We start from the raw sequence: 21,269 nt of genomic DNA, 5'->3' as shown, positions 1-21,269 counted from the left end.
ACACACGTTGCGCGCCGATTGACGAAACCACCAACGCCGTCAGGCTGAACCCTTCGCCCAGATCGTCGACGTTCAAGGTCAGTGGGTAGTTGGTGCGTTCTTCACCGCTGAGTACCGCGATGCCCTGCCAGGCCTGCATGGCCTGGTCGGACACACTGCCGACCCACTGTGGCGATAGTTGAGCAGTGCGCTGAACAAGGGCGCCGGCGCGGCAACACCGCTGCAACGCTGGGCCAACGCCAGTGAGGCATGTTCGTGACCGAGCAATGCAGTCAGGCGCTTATGAGTGGCCTTGACCCCGTCACGCACACCCTGCTCACCCACTGAAACCCGCAGCGGCAAGGTGTTGATGAACATCCCCAAGGCTCGCTCGGCACCTTCGCCACCCTGCATCCGGCCCATCAGTACAGTGCCGAACACCACATCCTGCCTGTTTGACACCTTGCCCAGCACCTGAGCCCAGGCCAGATGCACCAGGCTCGCGGCACTCACCCCTTGCTGGCGGGCTTGAGCACGCAGGCGCAGGCTCATTTGGGGGGCCAGCGCCAGGCTGGCTTCCTCGATGTCGCGACCTTCACCCTGCACATCCTGCAAACCGAACGGCAGCGTCGGCTCGTCGATGTCGCCGAGCATGTCGCGGAAAAATGTTTCGTGATCGGCCTGGCTGACACCCAGGCGTGCCTGGGCCACATAGTTGCGATACGGCACGGGTACCGACGCCGCCAAAGTGTCGGCCTCGCCCGCCAGCCATGCCTGCATTTCATGCTTCACCACTTCCAGCGCGACGTGGTCCAGCGCCATGTGATGGAACAGCAGCATCGCGCAGATGCGCTGGTTGAGCGAGTCTTCGGCATAGGCCACACGCATCAAAGGTGCCTGGCCGATGTCCAGTCGGTAATGACGCGGATCAAAGCGGCTGTGCAGTTGCGCACCGATATCGCCGTCTGCCGGATCAAGCTCAAGTGCGTCAAGGTGCAACTGTGCCTGACGCCAGACCACTTGCACCGGCGAGTCCAGACTGTCCCATACCACGCTGGTGCGCAGAATGTCGTGACGGTCGATGACCATCTGCAAGGCCTGAACGAAGGCGTTCAGACGCTCGCTGTCAGCGAACGCGAACTGCGTCTGTAGCACATAGGGGTCGCCGATTTCGGCGGCCAGATGGTGATAAAGAATGCCTGCCTGCAACGGCGCCAGCGGGTAGATGTCCTGCACATTGGTCACGCCACCCGGCACGGTTGCGACGACTTGATCGATCTGCGCCTGGGTCAGGTCGGCCAGTGGCAGCAGCTCAGGCGTAATGCGTTGGCAGTCCTCGGTGATCAGGTTGGCGGGCACCACGACCTCGGTCCCACCGCCCACGGCTGCGGCCAGTGCAGCCAGGGTGGGTTGGCTGAACAGCACGCGCACGTCGGCGCTCAGGCCCAACTGGCGCATGCGCCCGGTCAGGCTCACTGCCAGCAGCGAATGGCCGCCGAGTTCGAAGAAGTTGTCGTGACGCCCGACCTGCTCGACGCCCAGCAGGTCTTGCCAGATAATCGCGATCTGCTCCTCGATTTCGCCTTGCGGCGCTTCGTAGCCACGGCTGATCAGCGCATCACCGTCCGGTGCCGGCAGCGCCTTGCGATCCAGCTTGCCGTTCGAGGTCAATGGCATGGCCTCGAGCAGTACATAAATGGCCGGAACCATGTATTCAGGCAACTGTTGCTGCAGGTGACCGCGCAGGGTTTCGATATCGACAGCAGTGTGCTCGGCAGACTGCGTGTAGTAAGCCACCAGACGTTTGTCGCCGGGTATGTCTTCGCGAGCAGTGACCACCGCTTCATGGACCGCCGGGTGTTTAGCCAGGGCGGCCTCGATTTCGCCGATTTCGATACGCAAGCCGCGGATCTTCACCTGAAAGTCATTACGGCCCAGGTATTCCAGCGCGCCATTGGCCAGCCAGCGACCGACGTCGCCGGTTTTGTACAGGCGTGCCTGCGGGTCGCTGGAGAACGGGTCAGCGATGAAACGCTCGGCACTCAGGTCCGGCTGATTCAGGTAACCCCGCGCCACGCCGATACCGCCAATGTGCAGCTCACCGGCCACACCCAATGGTTGCAACTGGCCCAAGGCATCGAGTACGTGCATCTGAATGTTGGCAATCGGGCGGCCGATGGGCACGCTGTCGCCCGGATCCGTCGGACGACATTCCCAGGCGGTAACGTCGATGGCCGCTTCGGTCGGGCCATACAGGTTGTGCAGTTCAACGCCCTTCAGGTGTTGCTCGAAGCGGCGCTGCAACGCACGAGGCAAGGCCTCGCCACTGCACAGCACGCGGCGCAGTTGCGGGAAGTCGCGGGTTGAGCGGTGTTCCAGAAACACATCGAGCATCGAGGGCACGAAGTGCAGCAGGGTAATGCCCGCGTCACTCATCACCTGCGCCAGGTAGTCCGGATCCTGATGGCCACCGGGACGGGCCATGACCAGTTCGGCACCGGTCAGCAGTGGCAGGAAAAACTCCCAGACCGAGACGTCGAAACCGAACGGGGTCTTTTGCAGTACGCGATCCTGACTGTTCACCTGATAGGCGTCGCGCGCCCAAAGCAGGCGGTTGACCACGCCCAGGTGCTCGTTCATCACGCCTTTGGGTGTACCGGTAGAGCCCGAGGTGTAAAGCACATAGGCCAGGTGATTCGGCTGCAGGCCCAGGGCCTTGGCATCCGGGTTGACGCTCGGCTGCCTGGCCAATTGCGCGCGGTCATCGCGGCCATCGAGCACCAGCACCGGAAGATCCGAGGCCGGCAGGTTGTCGCTCAGGTCCCGAGTGGTCAGCACTGCCTGCGGCGAGCTGTCCTCGAGCATATAAGTCTGGCGAGCGCTGGGCAGGTCAGGGTCGATCGGTACATAGGCGCCACCGGCCTTGAGAATACCCAAGAGCGCCACGACCATTTCCGCGCCGCGACGCAGGCTGACCGCGACCCGCGTATCCGGCTCCACGCCCAGCTCGATCAGGCGATGGGCGAGCTGGTTCGCCTGCTGGTTGAGTTCGGCGTAAGTGAGCAACGGCCCGCTGTCGCCGCGTACGGCGCAGGCATCCGGACGCTGGGCGGCCTGTTGTTCGATCAGTTGGTGAATCAGGACATCACGCGGATAAGGGTGGGCTGTGTCGTTGAAGCCCGTCAGCAACAGCTCGCGCTCATCGTCCGGCAGTATCGACAGGCTGTTCAGCGCTGCTTGCGGCGTGTGTTCCAGTGCGTCCACCAGGTTGCGCAGTGCAACCTGCATGTACTCGCCGATGCGCTGGGCATTGATTTGCTGGACAGCCTGAATGGTGAGCATGAAAGCATCGCCCAGGTCATCGACGTTCAGGCACAACGGATAGTTGGTGCGTTCCTCCATGCTCAGGGTCTGAATGCCCTGCCAGGCTGACAATGTTTCGCTCGAAGCCGCACTGCCGTTGCTGTGGCGGTAGTTGAGCAAGGTGCTGAACAGCGGCAGCGAACCGGGCACGCCGCTGCAGCGCTGGGCCAGCGACAGCGAGGCATGCTCATGCCCCAGCAGCGCCGACAGGCGCTGGTGAGTGACCTTGACCGCCGCCAGAGCGCTCTGGCTGCCGACGCTGATGCGCAGCGGCAAGGTGTTGATGAACATTCCCAGCGCCCGGTCGGCACCGTTGCCGCCCTGCATGCGGCCCATCAGTACGGTACCGAACACCACTTCTTCACGGCCCGAAACCCGACCTGCCACCTGGGCCCATGCCAGGTGCGCCAGACTGGCAGCGCTAACTCCCAACTGCCGCGCAATACTGCGTATACGGCTGCTCAGCTGGCTGTCGAGCACCTGATGCACTTCCTCGATACCACTGCCATCGCCCTGCACGTCCTGTATGCCGTAAGCCAGGGTCGGTTCGTCGATGTCGCCGAGCATGTCGCGGAAAAACGCTTCGTGCTCGGCCTGGCTGATACCCAGACGCGCCTGGGCCACATGGTTGCGATAAGGCACCGGGGTCGGCAATTGCTCGATCTGCCCCTGCAGGCTGGCCTGCATTTCCTCCACCACCACTTCCAGTGAGGTGTGATCCAGCGCCAGATGGTGGAACAGCAACATGCCGACCAGACGCTGGTGGGTGTTGTCCTCGGCGTAGGCGATGCGCATCAGCGGCGCCTGGCCGATGTCCAGGCGATAGTGACGCGGGTCAAAACGCTCGCGCAGTCGTGTCAGCACGTCACCGTCGAGCGGATCGATGGTCACTTCTTCCAGGCTCAGTTTCGCGTTGCGCCATACCACCTGTACCGGCTGTTCAAGCCCTTCCCAGACCACACTGGTGCGCAGGATGTCGTGGCGTTCTACCACGCTCTGCAAGGCCGCGGCGAAACCGGCCAGGCACTCGCGATCATCGAAGGCGAAGAGCATCTGCAAGACGTAGGGGTCACCTTCATCCGCGGCCAGGTGGTGATAGAGAATGCCTTCCTGCAAGGGGGCCAGAGCGTAGATGTCCTGGATGTTGGCCAGGCCGCCCGGCACGCTCGCCACAACGCGATCAATCCCTGCCTGATCCAGATCAGCCAGCGGCAGCATGTCCGGGGTAATACGCTCGCAGCCCTGTACGATCAGGTTATCCGGCACCTGTACTTCTGTGTACCCGCCCACCGCCGCGGCGAGTGCGGCCAGGGTCGGCTGGCTGAACAGCACGCGCACGTCAGCCGAGAGGTCGATCTGGCGCATGCGCTCGATCAGTTTGACGGCCAGCAAGGAATGCCCGCCCAGCTCGAAGAAATGATCGTGGCGGCCAACCTGCGGCACTTGCAGCAGAGACTGCCAGATCTGTGCGATGGCGATCTCGACGTCGCCCTCTGGCGGCGCGTATTCGCGCATTGCCAGCGCCTGAGCATCCGGTGCAGGCAACGCCTTTTGGTCGAGCTTGCCGTTGGCGGTCAGCGGGAAGCTGTCCAGGGCTACAAAAGCACTGGGCACCATGTAGTCGGCCAGGGACAGCAGCAACTGCGCACGCAAGTCAGCCGCCACGATTTCGTGGCCGGGCGCAGCGATCACATAGGCCACCAGGCGCTTGTCGCCCGGTTGATCTTCGCGGACCAGCACCAGCGCTTCGCGGACCGTGTTGCAGGCGGCCAGCACGGCTTGAATTTCGCCCAGCTCGATACGGAAACCACGGATCTTCACCTGGTCGTCGTTGCGGCCCAGGTAGTCGAGACTGCCATCGGCCATCCAGCGACCCAGGTCGCCGGTTCGGTACAGGCGCGCCTGAGGCTCCTTGCTGAACGGATTCGCCAGGAAACGCTCGGCCGTCAGCGCTTCACGGTTCAAGTAGCCCCGCGCAACGCCGGCGCCGCCGACATACAGCTCGCCGACCACACCCACCGGCACCGGCTCGCGGCGTGCATCAAGTACATACAACTGCAAATCGGGAATGCGCACACCAATAGGGCTCACGCCTGAACGCTGAGCATCTGCCGCCACCAGAGGGTGATAGGTCACATGCACCGTGGTTTCGGTGATGCCATACATGTTCACCAACTGCGTACCCGCGTTGATCACCCTGGCGTACCACGGCTTGAGCATCCCGGTGTCCAGCGCTTCGCCACCAAAAATCACCTGGCGCAAGGAGTGTCGCTGATCGCTCTCGCCCTGGGCATTGAGCAACTGGCGGAATGCACTCGGGGTCTGGTTGAGCACCGTCACTCCGGCGTTGCACAACAATGCGTAGCAGTCTTGCGGGGAGCGGCTGACCAGTTGCGGCACTATCAACAAACGCCCACCGTGCAACAGCGCGCCCCAGATTTCCCAGACCGAGAAGTCGAAAGCGAATGAATGGAACAAGGCCCAGACATCCTGCTCGTTGAAGCCAAACCAGCTCTGGGTGGCCGAGAACAGCCGGGCCACGTTGCGGTGCTCGACCATTACGCCCTTGGGCAGGCCGGTCGAACCGGAGGTGTAGATAACGTAAGCCAGGTGGCGCGGGCTGAGCCCGGTCAGTTGTGGATTGTGACCCGGTTGTGCCTGCAACGCCGGACTGTGCAGATCTACGCGTGGGCCATCGAACGAGCCCAGCAATGCCAGCCCCGCAGCATCGGCCAGCACCGCCATCGGCGCGCTGTCCTGCAACTGATAGGCGATACGCTCGGCCGGATAGGCCGGGTCAATCGGCACGTAACCCGCACCGGCCTTGAGCACCCCGAGCAGGCCGACAATCATTTCCAGGCTGCGCTCGACACAGATCGCCACCCGGTCATCCGGCTGCACGCCAAGGCCCAGCAGGTAGTGGGCTACCTGGTTGGCGCGGGTGTTCAGCTCGGCATAGGTCAGGGTGCGCTCTTCATAGTCCAGGGCCACGGCATTCGGCTGCGCCACCACCCAGGCTTCGAAGGTACGGTGAATCAAGGCGTCGTCGGCCTGCAGCGCATGCGGGGTGTTCCAGCTTTCCAGCAGTTGCTGGCGCTCGCTGGCAGGCAGGATATTCAGTGCTCCCAGCGCTGCGTCCGGGGTCTGCTCCAGTGCTTGCACCAGATTTTCCAGCACACAGTGCATGTAGGTACACACACGCTTGGCACCGATCTGCCCTTCGGCCATGACGGTCAGGTTGAAACCTTCGCCCAGGTCATCCACGCATAAGGTCAGCGGGTAGTTGGTGCGTTCTTCGCCATGCAGCGCCTGAATACCTTCCCAGGCGGCCAGCGCCTGGTCGCTCGCGTCGAGATCACCGGTATGGCGGAAGTTGAGCAGCGAGCTGAACAATGGTGTCGAAGCAGGTACGCCACTGCAACGCTGGGCCAGTACCAGCGAGGCGTGTTCATGGGCCAGCAGCCCGCTGAGTCGTGCGTGAGTGGCTTTCAGACCGCTGCGCACACCCTGCTCGCCCAGCGTGACACGCAGCGGCAAGGTATTGATGAACATTCCCAGCGCCCGGTCGGACCCGGCGCCGCCTTGCAGGCGACCGAGCAACACGGTGCCGAACACCACGTCCTCTTTGCCTGATACAGCGCCCAGCACACGGGCCCAGGCCAGGTGATACAGGCTGGCTGAGCTGACCCCGAGTTGGCGGGCCTGCACGCGCAGGCGTCGGCTCAGGTCGACGTCGACCAACTGGCGCACTTCTTCGATACCACGTCCGTCGCCCTGCACGTCCTGCAGACCGAACGGCAGCGTCGGTTCATCGATGTCACCCAGCATGTCGCGGAAAAACGCCTCGTGCTCCTCGCGGCTAACGCCGAGCATGGCCTGGGCCACGTAGTTGCGATAAGGCACGGACGGCGGCAGCGAGGCTTGCTGACCGAGCATGTGCGCTTCGATTTCGCTGCTCAGAATGCGCAGCGAGGTGGCATCGTCGACCAGGTGATGGAACAGGAGCATGCCCAGCCAGCGGTTGTTCGCCGCGTCCTGTGCGTAGCCGATGCGCAGCATCGGCGCCTGACGGATGTCCAGGCGCGTATGACGAGGGTCCAGGCGCTTGAGCAATTTTTCGGTGATATCGCCATCGGCCGGGTCCAGCACCTGTTCATCCAGACCCAGGGTCGCTTCACGCCAGACTACCTGCACCGGTGCGTCGAGACGCTCCCAAAGCACCGCGGTGCGCAGGATATCGTGCCGCGCTATGACACCTTGCAGCGCCTGGGCGAAACTGTGCAGACGCTCGAGGCTGTCAAAGGCAAACAGTGCGTATTGCAGATAGGGGTCACCTTCGGCCGCAGCAAGGTGGTGATACAAAATCCCCTCCTGCAATGGCGCCAGCGCGTAGATGTCCTGCACGTTGGCCAGACCGCCGGGCACGCTGGCTACTACACGATCTATGTCGTCCTGGCTCAGTGACACCAGCGGCAGCATGTCCGGGGTGATGCGTTCGCAGTTGGCGGGAATAAGGTTGGCGGGTACCTCGACGGCCCCCTTGCCGCCCACCGCCTCCGCCAGGGCAGACAGGGTCGGCTGGCTGAACAGCACGCGCACGTCGGCAACCAGATCGATCTGGCGCATGCGCTCGATCAATTTCACGGCCAGCAGCGAGTGACCGCCCAGTTCGAAGAAATGGTCATGCCGACCGACCTGCTCCAGTTGCAGCAGGTCTTGCCAGATCCGTGCAATGGCCATCTCGGTGTCGCCCTCGGGCGCTTCGTAGCCGCGACTGGCCACCGCCGAGCGGTCAGGCGCAGGCAAAGCCTTGCGGTCGAGCTTGCCATTGGCGGTCAGCGGGAAGCTTTCCAGACTGACAAAGGCGCTCGGCAGCATGTACTCGGCCAGCGACAGGCGCAGTTGCTCGCGCAAGTGGGTGGCGTCCAGTTCGGCGCCCGCGGTACCGATGACATAGGCCACCAGACGCTTGTCGCCCGGTTCGTCCTCACGGACCAGCACCATGGCATCCTGTACACCGTCACACGCGACGAGTTGCGCTTCGATCTCGCCCAACTCGATGCGGAAGCCACGAATCTTGACCTGTTCGTCGTTCCGGCCCAGGTACTCAAGGCTGCCATCGGCCAGCCAGCGGCCCAGGTCACCGGTGCGGTACAGGCGCGCACCCGGCGCCGTGTTGAACGGGTTATCGATGAAACGCTCGGCCGTCAGTGCTTCACGGTTCAGGTAGCCACGTGCCACACCGGCACCGCCGACATACAACTCGCCGACCACGCCGACTGGCACCGGTTCGCCATGGGTGTCGAGGACATACAGTTGCAAATCGGGAATGCGCCTGCCGATCGGGCTGGCACCGATACGCTGTGCATCGTCGGCCTGCAACGGGTAATAGGTCACATGCACCGTGGTTTCGGTGATGCCGTACATATTTACCAGTTGTGTACCGGCGTTCGCTTGCCGGGCATACCACGGCTTGAGCATCGCCGTTTCCAGCGCTTCTCCACCGAAAATCACCTGGCGCAGCGAATGCGCCTGCTCGTTCTCGCCCTGTGCGGCAATCAGCTGGCGGAACGCACTCGGTGTCTGGTTGAGCACCGTGACCCCGGCACTGCACAGCAGGTCGTGGAAGTATCGAGGTGAACGGCTGACCAGTTGCGGCACGATCAGCAGACGTCCGCCGTGCAGCAGCGCGCCCCAGATTTCCCAGACCGAGAAGTCGAAGGCGAACGAGTGGAACAGCGCCCACACATCCTGCTCGCCGAATCCGAACCAGTCTTGAGTGGCCGAGAACAGCCGCGCAACGTTGCGATGCTCGACCATCACGCCTTTGGGCAGACCGGTCGAGCCGGAGGTGTAGATGACGTAGGCCAGGCTCGCAGCCGTCAGCCCCGACACCTCTGGATTGCAGACGGATTCGTCCTGCAAGTCGGCATCGTCAAGGCTAATGATGGGGACTTCCGTCACTGGCAAGGCTTGCTGCACTGACTGTTGACTCAACAACGCCACCGGCGTGCTGTCGCCGAGGGTGTAGGCCAGGCGCTCAAGGGGGTAAGCCGGATCAAGCGGCACATAACCGGCGCCGGATTTGAGGATACCCAGCAAGCCGATAATCATCGCCGGGCCACGCTCGACGCAGATCGCCACGCGATCATCCGGGCGCACACCCAATGCCAGCAAGCGATGAGCGACCTGGTTGGCACGTGCGTTGAGCTGGCCGTAGCTCAGGGTCTGCGCTTCGAACATCAGCGCTACGGCGTCGGGCCGTTCTGCGGCACGGGCTTCGAATTGCTGGTGGATGGGTGTGCCATTCGCGTAGTGCTGGCCAGGCTCGTTCCACTGCTTGAGCAACTGCGCACGTTCGTTGAGCGGCAGTATCGAAATGGCGTGCAGTGGAGTTTGCGGCGCCTGTTCCAGCGCATCGACCAGCCCTTCTGCTGCCAACTGCAGATAGTCGCAAAGACGCTGCGCGCCTATGCTCGCCGCCACCAGCGCAGTGAACAGGAAGCCTTCGCCCATATCGTCGACATTGACGGTCAATGGGTAGTTGGTGCGTTCTTCATCGTCCAGCGCCAGCGATTGCATGCCATTCCAGGCGGTGAGCGCTTCATCGGTCACGGCAACACTGCTGTGACGATAGTTGAGCAAGGCGCTGAACAACGGCGCCGGTGCAACTACGCCGCTGCAACGCTGGGCCAGCGCCAGCGACGCGTGCTCATGCCCGAGTAGCCCGGTCAACCGCCGATGCGTGGCCTTGACCCCGTCACGCACGGCCTGTTCGCCCAGGTCCACCCGCAGCGGCAAGGTGTTAATGAACATGCCAAGGGCTCGTTCGGCGCCCTCGCCGCTCTGCATCCGGCCCATCAATACGGTGCCGAACACTACGTGTTCACGTCCGCTGAGGCGACCCAGCATTTGCGCGAACGCCAGATGGAGCAGGCTCGCCGCGCTGACCCCAAGCTGCCGCGCCTGAACTCTCAGGCGCTGGCTCAAACCGCTGTCCAGCATCAGACGGGCCTGATCGATAGCGTTACCGTCGCCTTGTACATCGTGCAGGTCGAACGGCAGCGTCGGCTCGTCGATGTCGCCAAGCATGTCCTTGAAGAACAGCTCGTGGTCGCGTTCGTTAAGGCCCAGTCGGGCCTGAGCGACATAGTTGCGGTAAGGAATGGAGTCGCCAAGCTGATCGGCCTGACCGAGCAGGCAGACCTGCATCTCATAGCGCACCTGATCCAGCGCGGTGTGGTCAAGGATCATGTGGTGAAACATCAAGGTCGCCAGCCAGCGCTGGTTGACGGTGTCCAACGCACACACCAGACGCATCAAGGGGGCCTGACGGATGTCCAGGCGTATCTGGCGTGGGTCCAGACGCTCTTGCAACTGACGGGATATATCACCAAGGCCAGGGTTGAGCTGAACTTCTTCTACGCTGATCTCGACATGGCGCCAGACCACCTGCAACGGCTCGTCGAGGCTTTCCCAGTGCATGGAGGTGCGCAGGATGTCATGGCGGTTGATGACCGTTTGCAGCGTTTGAGCAAAGGTATCCAGGTGAGTGCGGCTGTCAAAGGCGAACTGCGCCTGCAATACATAGGGGTCGCCCTGCTCGGCGCTGATGTGGTGATAGAGAATGCCCGCCTGCAAGGGGGCCAGCGGGTAGATGTCCTGTACGTTCGCCGCGCCGCCAGGCACGCCAGCGACCATTTGATCGATCTGCACCTGGGTCAGGTTGATCAGCGGCAGCATGTCCGGGGTGATTTTCTGGCAGTCGGCTGGAATGCGGTTAGCCGGGATCACCAGCTCGTCGACCGCGCCTGCCGCCGCAGCCAGTGCCGCGAGGGTCGGCTGGCTGAACAATGTACGCACGTTGGCACTCAGGCCGGCCTGGCGCATACGTTCAATCAGGCTCACCGCCAGCAGCGAATGGCCGCCCAGTTCAAAGAAATGATCGTGGCGACCGACACGCTCGATGTTGAGCAAGTCGCTCCAGATCTTCGCCAGAGTGATTTCGGCTGTGCCTTGTGGCGCCTCGTAGCCGCCACGGATCAGTGCATCGCCGTCCGGTGCGGGAAGGGCCTTGCGGTCGAGTTTGCCGTTCGGGGTCAGCGGCATTGCATCGAGCAGCACATAGGCCGCCGGGATCATGTGGGCCGGCAGTTGTTCCTGCAGCCAGCCGCGCAGGCTGTCGCTGTCCACCGAAGCATGCCCTGCGCTCAGGGTGTAATAAGCCACCAGACGCTTGTCGCCGGGAATGTCTTCACGGGCAGTGACCACCGCTTCGTGGACCGCCGGGTGCTTGGCCAGACGTGCATCGATCTCGCCCAGTTCGATGCGGAAGCCACGGATTTTCACCTGATCGTCGTTACGACCCAGGTATTCGATATTGCCGTCTGGCAAATAACGGCCAAGGTCGCCGGTGCGGTACATACGTGCTGCTGGCTGCTGACTGAACGGATCCGTAAGGAAGCGTTCGGCAGTGAGTTCGTCACGGTTCAGATAACCGCGCGCCACACCGGCACCGCCAATGTAGATTTCACCCGCGACGCCCAGCGGAACAGGCTGTTGCTGTTCATCCAGCAGGTAGAACTGCGTATTGCCGACCGGTTTGCCGATGTGCGCAGCGAAGCCGTCTTCGCGATCCATCGCGACCCAGCTTGAATAGGTGGTGGTTTCCGAAGGCCCGTAGAGGTTGCACAGGCGCCGGACGCCGGTTTTCTCGAACAGCGATTCCACCAGGCTGCGTTTCAGCGCTTCACCCGCCACGTTCACGGTATGGACCGACGTCGGCAAGCCATCGACTTCTAGCAAGGCCTTGAGCGCTGACGGTACGGTGTTGATCAGGCCGATATCGTGCTCGCCGTTTTGCAGTTCCAGCACGTTCTTGACGACTTCGATACTGCCGCCCGAGGTCAGCGGCGCAAAACACTCGTAGACCGCCAGGTCGAAGTTCAATGAGGTGGAGAACAGCGTTTTTTCCAGTGCCGAAGTGGCGGTCCCGGCGTCGAAAGCGCTATGCGCCCAGGTCAGGAAGTTCACGGTGTTGCGGTGTTCGATCATCACGCCTTTCGGCAGCCCGGTCGAACCCGAGGTGTAGATCAGGTACGCCAGATGCGCAGAAGTCAGCCCCGGCACCTGCGGATTCTGGACGGATTGGTCCTGCCAGTTGCCCAAATCAAGGTTGATGACTGGCACCGAAACGTCGGCCAGCAGCGCCTCGGTTGCCGACTGCGCCAGCACGGCTGCCGGCGCACTGTCCTGCAGCATGTAGGCAATACGTTCCGCTGGATAAGCCGGATCCAGCGGCACGTAACCACCGCCCGCCTTGAGGATCGCCAGCAAACCGACGACCATCTCGGCACTGCGTTCAACACAGATACCGACGCGGGAATCCGGCTGCACGCCCTGCTTGCGCAAGGCATGGGCCAGGCGGTTGGCCTGCTCGTTGAGTTCGCGATACGTCAGGCGCTGTTCGCCGTGAACCACTGCGAGCGCCTGCGGGGTGCGCTCGACCTGTGCTTCGAACAAGCCATGAATGGTCTGCTGCTGCGGGTAAGCCATTGCTGTGTCGTTGAACGCCACCAGCAATTGCGCACGTTCGCCAGCAGGCAGGATCGACAGGCTGTCGAGGGCCGCAGACGGTGACTGCTCAAGCGCATCCACCAGATGTTCCAGCACGGTCTGCATGTAAGCGCAGACCCGTTTGGCACCCACGGCGCCGGTGACCAGTACGTTCAGGTTGAAGCCTTCACCGGAGTCATCGACGTTCAAGGTCAATGGATAGTTGGTGCGTTCTTCGCTGTTCAGCGTATGAATACCCTGCCAGGCCTGGGTCGCCCGCTCGGATACGCTGCCAGGCGCACTATGGCGATAGTTGAGCAGCGAACTGAACAGTGGCGTTGGCGCGGGAATGCCGCTGCAACGCTGAGCCAGCGCCAGTGAAGCATGCTCATGACCCAGCAAGGCAGTCAGACGTTTATGAGTGGCCTTGACCCCGTCCCGCACGCTTTTCCCGCTCACCGAAACCCGCAGCGGCAAGGTGTTGATGAACATCCCCAATGCACGCTCGGCGCCTTCCCCGGCCTGCATCCGGCCCATCAGCACGGTGCCGAACACCACGTCCTGCCTGTTTGAAACCGAGCTCAATACCTGAGCCCAGGCCAGGTGCAGCAGACTGGCGGTGCTCACCCCCTGTTGTCGGGCCTGAGCGCGCAGTCTCAGGTTCAACCGAGGGGCCAGCGCAAGGTTGGCTTCCTCGATATCAAGGCCATCGCCCTGCACATTGATCAGACCGAACGGCAGCGTCGGCTCGTCTACATCACCGAGCATGTCGCGGAAAAACGCTTCGTGATCGGCCTGGCTGACGCCCAGGCGTGCCTGGGCCACATAATTGCGGTATGGCACCGGTGTCGACAGATTTTGAGCTTCGCCCAGCAACCAGGCCTGCATTTCATGCTGTACCACGGCCATCGCCATGTTATCGAGGACCATGTGATGGAACAGCAACATCGCGCAGATCCGCTGATTCAGCGGGTCTTCGGCATAGGCCAGGCGCATCAGCGGTGCCTGAGTGACATCAAGGCGGTGGTGACGCGGGTCGAAGCGGTCGTGCAGTTGCGCGCTGACATCACCGGCTGCCGGGTCGAGTTGCAACATCTCAAGAGGCAATTGTGCGTGGCGCCAGACCACCTGCACGGGTGAGTCCAGACCTTTCCAGACGACACCGGTGCGCAGAATGTCGTGACGATCGATAACCGTCTGCAAAGCCTGGACGAAGGCGTCCAGGCACGCGCGGTCATCAAAGGCGAAATGCGCCTGCAGCACATAGGGATCGCCCTGCTCGGCGGCGATGTGGTGATAGAGAATGCCTTCCTGCAACGGTGCCAGTGGGTAGATGTCCTGCACATTCGCCACGCCGCCCGGTACTGTGGCGACCACCTGATCGATCTGCGTTTGGGTCAGGCTGGCCAGTGGCAGCAGATCGGGCGTAATACGTTGGCAATCCTCGGTGATCAGATTGGCCGGCACCACGATGTCCGTGCTACCGCCAACTGCAGCAGCCAGTGCGGCCAGGGTTGGCTGGCTGAACAGCACGCGCACATCGGCGCTCAGGCCCAATTGGCGCATACGCCCGATCAGGCTCACCGCCAGCAGCGAGTGACCGCCCAGTTCGAAGAAGTTGTCGTGACGACCGATCCGGGCCACGCCCAGCAAGTCTTGCCAGATGGCAGCAAGCTGCGTTTCGGTCTCACCTTGTGGCGCTTCATAGCCACGACTGCTCAGTGCCTCAACGTCCGGCGCCGGCAGGGCCTTGCGGTCGAGCTTGCCATTCGGTGTCAGAGGCATGGCCTCCAGCAGCACGTAAATGGCCGGAACCATGTACTCGGGCAGCTTTTCCTGCAAATGGCTGCGCAGGTTGTCGATGTCCACCGAGGTGTGCCCGGACACCAGGGTGTAATAAGCCACCAGACGCTTGTCGCCGGGAATGTCTTCGCGGGCAGTGACCACGGCTTCGTGGACCGCCGGGTGTTTGGCCAGACGCGCATCGATCTCGCCGAGCTCGATACGGAAGCCGCGGATTTTCACCTGATCGTCGTTACGGCCGAGGTATTCGATATTGCCGTCTGGCAGGTAGCGGCCCAGGTCGCCGGTGCGGTACATGCGTGCCGCCGGCTGCTGGCTGAACGGGTCCAGCAGGAAGCGTTCGGCGGTCAGGTCGTCACGGTTCAGGTAGCCACGGGCCACACCGGCACCGCCAATGTAGATTTCACCCGCAACACCCAGTGGCACGGGCTGTTGCTGCTCATCCAGCAAGTAGAACCGGGTGTTGCCGACCGGTTTGCCGATGTGCGCAGCAAAACCGTCTTCGCGATCCATCGCCACCCAGCTCGAGTAGGTGGTGGTTTCCGAAGGACCGTAGAGGTTGCACAGGCGCTGCACGCCGGTTCTTTCGAATAGATCTTCCACCAGGCTGCGCTTGAGCGCTTCACCGGCCACGTTCACGGTGTGCACCGATTCCGGCAGGCCGTTGACTTCCAGCAGCGCTTTAAGCGCCGACGGTACGGTGTTGATCAGGCCGATATCGTGTTCGCCGTGCTGCAGTTCAAGAACGTTTTTGACGACTTCGATGCTGCCGCCCGAGGTCAGCGGCGCAAAACACTCGTAGACCGCCAGGTCGAAATTCAATGAGGTGGAGAACAGCGTTTTTTCCAGTGCAGAGCCGTCGAAAGCGGTGTGCGCCCAGGTCAGGAAGTTCACGGTGTTGCGGTGTTCGATCATCACGCCTTTCGGCAGCCCGGTGGAGCCCGAGGTATAGATCAGGTACGCCAGATGCGCCGAAGTCAGCCCCGGCACCTGCGGATTCTGGACGGATTCGTCCTGCCAGTTGCCCAAATCAAGGTTGATCACTGGCACCGAAGCGTCGGCCAGTAACGCTTCAGTCGCCGACTGCGCCAGCACGGCGGCAGGCGCACTGTCCTGCAGCATGTAGGCAATACGTTCTAATGGATAGGTCGGATCCAACGGCACATACCCGCCGCCCGCCTTGAGAATCGCCAGCAAACCGACGACCATTTCCGCGCCGCGTTCGACACAGATACCGACGCGGGAATCCGGCTGCACGCCCTGCTTGATCAACGCATGGGCCAGGCGGTTGGCCTGCTGGTCAAGCTCGCGATACGTCAGGTGCTGTTCGCCGTGGACCACTGCCAACGCTTGCGGAGTACGCTCGACCTGCGCTTCGAACATACCGTGAATGGTCTGCTGCTGCGGGTAATCCAGCGCGGTGTCGTTGAAACCCACCAGCAACTGCTCACGCTCGACAGCCGGCAGGATCGACAAGCCTTGTAACGACGCTTGTGGCATTAGCTCTAGAGCGTCCACCAGATGCTCCAGAGCCGTGTGCATGTAACCACACACGCGCTGCGCACCGATCGCGTTCGTCGCCAGCGCAGCCAGTTTGAAGCCGTCACCCAAATCATCGACGTTCAACGTCAATGGATAGTTGGTGCGCTCTTCACTGCTCAGGGCATGAATACCCTGCCAGGCCTGTACGGCACGTTCGGACACGCTGCCAACCGCACTGTGGCGGTAGTTGAGCAGTGCGCTGAACAGTGGCGTCGGTGCGGCAACCCCGCTGCAACGCTGAGCCAGCGCCAGCGATGCATGTTCGTGAGCGAGCAACGCAGTGAGTTGCGCGTGTGTCGCCTTGACCCCGGCGCGTACACCCTGCCCGCCCACGGCGACCCGCAGCGGCAAGGTGTTGATGAACATCCCCAGTGCCCGGTCGGCGCCTTCGCCGGCCTGCATACGGCCCAGCAGTACGGTGCCGAACACCACATCGCGACGATCGGAAACCTTGCCCAGCACCTGGGCCCAGGCCAGGTGCACCAGACTGGCGGCACTCACCCCTTGTTGTCGGGCCTGAGCACGCAGGCGCAGGTTCAGCTGGCTATCCACGGCAAGGACGGCTTCTTCTATATCACGCCCGTCGCCCTGCACATCCTGCAGGCCGAACGGCAGCGTCGGCTCGTCGATATCACCCAGCATGTCGCGGAAAAACACTTCATGATCAGCCTGGCTGACACCCAGCCGCGCCTGAGCCACGTAGTTGCGGTATGGCACTGGCGCCGACAGGGTTTCGCTCTCGCCGAGCAGCCAGGCTTGCATTTCATGCTGCACCACCTCCATGGCCATATGATCCAGGGCCATATGATGGAACAGCAGCATCGCGGTGATTCGCTGATTGAGCGGATCCTCGGCGTAGACCAGGCGCATCAGTGGCGCCTGAGTCATATCGAGGCAGTAGTGACGCGGGTCGAAGCGGCTATGCAGTTGCGCGCCGATCTCACCGTCTGCCGGGTCAAGCTCAAGCCCTTCAAGGTGCAACTGCGCTTCGCGCCAGACCACTTGCACAGGTGAGTCCAGACCATCCCAGACCACCCCGGTACGCAGAATGTCATGACGGTCGATAACCATCTGCAAAGCCTGAACGAAGGCTTCCAGGCGCTCGCGGTTATCAAAGGCGAACTGGCTCTGCAACACATAGGGGTCGCCGACCTCGGCTGCCATGTGGTGATAAAGAATGCCTTCCTGCAACGGCGCCAGCGCGTAGATATCCTGAACATTCGCCACGCCGCCGGGCACGCTGGCCACCACCTGGTCGATCTGCACCTGGGTCAGACTTGCCAGCGGCAACAGCTCTGGAGTGATGCGCTCGCAGCCTTGGCCAATCAGGTTGGCCGGTACATTGATTTCACGGCCTGCGCCGACGGCGGCGGCCAGTGCGGCCAACGTGGGCTGGCTGAACAGCACGCGTACATCGGCGCTCAGCCCCGCCAGGCGCATACGCTCGATCAGGCTGACGGCCAGCAGCGAGTGCCCGCCCAGCTCAAAGAAGTGATCGTGACGACCGACGCGCTCAACGTTGAGCAATTCGGACCACAAGCGCGCCAGGGTGATTTCCACTTCACCCTCGGGTGCTTCGAATTCGCGGCTGGCGTAGGCGTCGGCGTCCGGTACCGGCAAGGCCCGGCGATCAAGCTTGCCGTTGGCGGTCAGCGGGAAAGAGTCCAGCACCATAAAGGCGCTTGGCACCATGTATTCGGCCAGAGACGCCGCCAGTTCGCGGCGCAGTTCGACCGCTGACAAGGCGCTGTTTTCTTCGCCGACCACGTACGCCACCAGGCGTTTGTGTGCAGATTCGTCCTGGCGGGCCAGCACCACGGCTTCTCTGACGCCATGGCACTCGACCAGACGCGCTTCGATTTCACCCAGTTCGATACGGAAACCACGGATTTTCACCTGGTCGTCGTTACGGCCCAGATACTCGACAATCCCGTCTGCGTTCCAGCGACCAAGGTCGCCAGTGCGGTACAGCAGGGCTCCAGCGTCGTCGCTGAAAGGGTTGGCGACAAACTGGGTGGCGTTCAGCTCCGGGCGGTTCAAGTAACCCTTGGCCACGCCCTGTCCGCCGATATACAGCTCCCCCGCCACTCCGACCGCTACCGGTTGGCGCAAAGTATCGAGCACGTAGACCTGACTGTTGCCAATCGGCCGGCCGATGGGTATACCTCCGCTGCCGACCGAGATGATCTCATGGGTCGTGGAAAAGGTCGTCGCTTCGGTCGGGCCGTAGCCGTTGAGCAGGTGTTGCGGTGCGCCTTCTGCCAGTACCCTGGCGATTACTGCCGGGTCCAGCACGTCCCCCCCGACGATCAGGTAGCGCAACCTGGCGAAGGCCTCCATCAGGCCGCTGGCATATTGATGAAACAGACCCGCGGTCATCCACAGCACGCTGACCGACTGAGACAGCAGCAGCGCGCGGAACTCGTCAAGTGACAGCAGCACCGACTGCTCGACCACCACCACGCAGCCGCCATTGAGCAGCGGCGCCCAGACATCCAGGGTGCTGGCGTCGAACGCCGGGTTGGAGGCGAACGCTACACGATCCCCGGCATTGAAATCGGCATAACCGTTATTGAGCACCAGACGGCTGACAGCACGGTGCGGCACCAACACGCCTTTGGGCATGCCGGTGGAACCGGAGGTGTACATGATGTAGGCCACCGACTCGGCGGACGCCGAATGTACCGGGTTGGGTGCATCGCTTTGCAGTTCCAGCAGGTCAAGGTCAATCCGCTGAATGCCGTCGGGCAGGTCATGGCGAGACAGCGTCAGCACCTGCCGCGCACCGCAGTCTTGCAGCATGAACGCTTGACGTTCGGCGGGGGCGTTGCTGTCCAGCGGCACATACGCCGCCCCGCATTTGATAATCGCCAACTGACCGGCCAGCAGATCAAGGGAGCGCTCCAGCAGCAATGCCACTCGCCCGCCCGGTTGCACACCGAGGTCGACCAGGTGACGGGCCAGCGCGTTGGCGCGACCGTTCAGTTCCCGGTAGGTCAGGCACTGGTCATTCTGCACAGCAGCCAGTGCATCAGGCTGCGTCGCCACCTGTTGTTCGAAAAGTTCCTGCAGGCTGCTGTTGCGTGGGTATTCGCGTGCCGTGTCATTGAAGTCGTGCAGCACTTGCTGGCGTTCGGCTGCAGAGAGGACTTGCAGACGCTGCAACGGGGTTTGCGGCTGCTGCTCCAGCGCCTCTACCAGCGCGCCGAGTGCCGTCAACATGTACTCGCCGATGCGCTGTGCACCGATCTGCGCCAGGGCTTGAACCGTCAGGCTGAAGCCCTGGCCCAGGTCATCCACCGACAGCGTGATCGGGTATGTGCTCTGCTCCTCGCTGCCCAGACTCTGCAAGCCTTTCCAGGCCTGGAGCGCTTCGGCCGAAGCCACCGATTCGCTGGCACTGTGACGGTAATTGAGCAGCGAATTGAACAACGGCGCCGGTGCGGCAACGCCGCTGCAACGCTGGGCCTGGGCCAGCGACGCATGTTCATGACCGAGCAAGGCCGTCAGCCGTGCATGGGTGGTTCTGACCCCTTCACGCACCGCATGCCCTTCGAGCCTGACCCGCAACGGCAAGGTGTTGATGAACATGCCCAACGCCCGGTCGGCGCCGTCGCCGCCCTGCATCCGGCCCATCAGCACCGTGCCGAAAACCACATCCGATTTGCCCGCCAGCGCACCCACCACCCGCGCCCAGGCGAGGTGATGCAGACTCGCGGCGCTGACCCCAAGCTGTCGGGCCTGGGTCCGCAGACGCGCGCTCAATGCGTCATCGACGGGCAGGTGCACATCTTCGATCAGTGAGTCGCTGCCCGGCGTTTCGAGCACGCCGAACGGCAGCGTCGGCTCATCGATGTCGGCCAGCATCTCGCGGAAAAAACCTTCATGAGCATCAGCCCCGACACCCAGTCGGACCTGTGCCACGTAGTTACGATAAGGCACTGCTTCGGGCAAGGCATGGCCTTCGCCGAGCAGAAACGCCTGCATCTCGTGCTTCACCAGGTCCAGCGCAGCGTGGTCAATGGCGATGTGGTGGAACAGCAGGATAGCGACCCAGCGCGCGTTGGCCGGATCTTCAGCGCACACCATGCGCATCAACGGGGCCTGGCGCAGATCGAGACGGAAATGCCGGGGATCATAGCGTTCGTGCAACTGGGTTTCGATGTCGCCGCCAGCCGCGTCCAGCGTCAGCTCATCCACGGCCAGCGTTGCTTCGCGCAATACCACTTGCACCGGTTCTTCGAGGCCTTCCCAGACCATCGCCGTGCGCAGGATGTCATGGCGTTCGATCACCGCCTGCAGTGCCTGGGCGAAGTCGTCGAGACGTTCGCGGCTTTCGGCCCCGAACAACGCCCGCAACACATAGGGGTCGCCCTGCCCGGCCGTCAGGTGATGATAGAGAATGCCTTCCTGCAGGGGCGCCAGCGGGTAGATGTCCTGCACATTGCCAGCCCCACCCGGTATCGCGTCGACGATTCTGTCAATCGCTTCCTGGCTCAGATTGGCCAGCGGCAGCATGTCTGCAGTAATGCGAAAGGCCGGGCTGAGCCAGTCACCGCCCATTCGAGCCACCAGCGTAAGCAGTTCCGCCTTGTGCACGCTCAGGCTTTCAAGAGTGGCACTGTCGAGCCCCTCGTCGTCACCGAGAATCACCAGATCGTCTTCTTCCTGTTGAAGACGGATAGCGTGCGTGGAAAGAACTGCCATCAATTCGCTGAAGTGCATCGAGTAACCTGCTGTTTATCATTTCGGAGAGGGTCGACGACTCTGGAGCACGGAGTCGCAAACAGTATTTCGCACGATAAAAACGGAGGGGCTTCGAAACTCGAAGACAGAGCGGGGTCCGGGCGCAGGTATGATGAGAGCCGCAGCAACAAAGGGCTGCGGTCCTTCGATACACACACGAAACTTCCCGTTCGCCGTGCTTCCCACACGCCGCAAAAATTAGAGCATCCATGGGCGACTGTCTGTCGTGGGAAGCTGGGACAAGACTTGAGCGTGACGTCGACGCAGCGATACAGGGGCGT

At 62.5% G+C, this 21,269-nt stretch carries 1 protein-coding gene; it reads right to left on the bottom strand.

All coding sequences use genetic code 11. The features are described 5' to 3' along the window. Positions 1–78: 78 nt before the first annotated feature. Entirely contained in the window at positions 79–20,949 is a 20,871-nt protein-coding gene (locus KUIN1_RS28350) for an amino acid adenylation domain-containing protein (protein ID WP_332107643.1), read from the bottom strand. Between the last annotated feature and the right edge of the window lie 320 nt (positions 20,950–21,269).

It is taken from the genome of Pseudomonas sp. KUIN-1 (assembly GCF_009176725.1).
Classification (GTDB): domain Bacteria; phylum Pseudomonadota; class Gammaproteobacteria; order Pseudomonadales; family Pseudomonadaceae; genus Aquipseudomonas; species Aquipseudomonas fragariae.
Note: the sequence above shows the minus strand (reverse complement) of the source record. Positions and strands in the feature narration are given on the sequence as shown.

Bases quoted from the DNA above. Each gene is read 5' to 3' on its own strand.
- KUIN1_RS28350 (WP_332107643.1), bottom strand. From the start codon at position 20,949: ATGGCAGTTCTTTCCACGCACGCTATCCGTCTTCAACAGGAAGAAGAC.